This window comes from Corynebacterium sp. HMSC11D10 (genome assembly GCF_001806995.1).
GTDB classification, from domain to species: domain Bacteria; phylum Actinomycetota; class Actinomycetes; order Mycobacteriales; family Mycobacteriaceae; genus Corynebacterium; species Corynebacterium coyleae.
The window spans coordinates 1-1,102 of the sequence record NZ_KV787045.1 but is presented as its reverse complement, the minus strand read 5'-3'; the positions used below and the strand labels follow the sequence as shown (position 1 = coordinate 1,102).

Here is a 1,102-nt window from a genome sequence, read left to right as displayed (position 1 = left end):
CGTGCCAGCAAATCATCGACCACAACCTCGCGCCGAATCTGCAGGTCATCTCCCGCATCCAGGCCGACATCGCCCGCAACGGTAACGCCGAAGCCAACACCCCAACACCACAAACAGGCCAGGCTCGGGTAGTCGATATCGCCGCAATGCCAGAAGCAGTGTTCCTGCGCCCTGCAAGCTACTACGACACCCCGAAGCAGGAGGACTAACCCATCATGACCACGATCCATCTTGACGATGACATCCGTGCAACGCTGCGCAAGCTGCGGCTTTCAACCTTCGCTGATACCTTCTTCGCACTTGCCAGTGCAGATGAAGCAAACACCGAGTTGCCTGAAGAGATATTTCTCAAAGCCGTGGAAGAAACCGCCCACAAACGTCGCGCGCAAAACATCACCAAAGCCATCACCCAAGCAAAGTTCCGGTACCCAGGTGCAACACTTGCCGAGCTGATAAACGTCGAAGAACGCGGCCTGAACCTTCGTCAACTCAAACGCATCGCTGCAACACCCTGGCGTGAAAACCCCGGAAACGTCCACCTCCTAGCCCCAACAGGGGCAGGCAAGACATACATCGCCTGCGCCATCGGAGTTGCTGCATGCCAGGCTGAATACAGCGTTGCGTACTACCGGCTCGACCAGCTTGTAGATGAATTAGCGGCCTTCCCGCCGACAGATGAGCGTTACGTAACCAAGATGCGCAGGCTACAAAACACTGACGTGCTCATCCTTGATGATTTCCTGACCATTGGAATCAACCAACGCGGGCAAGAAGACCTAACGAAGATCATATTCGACCGCGATGGCAGGCTGCCGACGATCATCGTTTCCCAAACCACTGCCGCATACTGGGTACAAAAACTTCCCGACCCAGTCGCAGCTGACTCCCTCGTCAGCAGACTCAACACCGGCCAACGCGTCGAACTCGGTGAATACGACATGCGCCACTTCCTAGCCACCCAACTAGAAACCGAGTAACACACCACCATCAACAGGCCCCGCGACGAGCAGCAGCCCCAACCCGTCGCGGGGCCCTACCAACTACCCGGAATCCAGCCCTACCACCGTTTCGGAATACCCCTACCAACTACGCGCACTCAGCA

General features: G+C 56.7%; 1 protein-coding gene and 1 pseudogene. Both read left to right on the top strand.

The genetic code is table 11. The annotated features are described in order from the left end of the window. Positions 1-209 (top strand): annotated as a pseudogene (locus HMPREF3120_RS12110) (IS21 family transposase); the annotation flags it as partial. A 6-nt stretch (positions 210-215) separates the two neighbouring features. Further along, positions 216-977 (top strand): ATP-binding protein, encoded by a 762-nt coding sequence (locus tag HMPREF3120_RS04735; RefSeq protein ID WP_070422898.1) that lies wholly within the window; start codon positions 216-218, stop codon positions 975-977. Positions 978-1,102 lie beyond the last annotated feature (125 nt).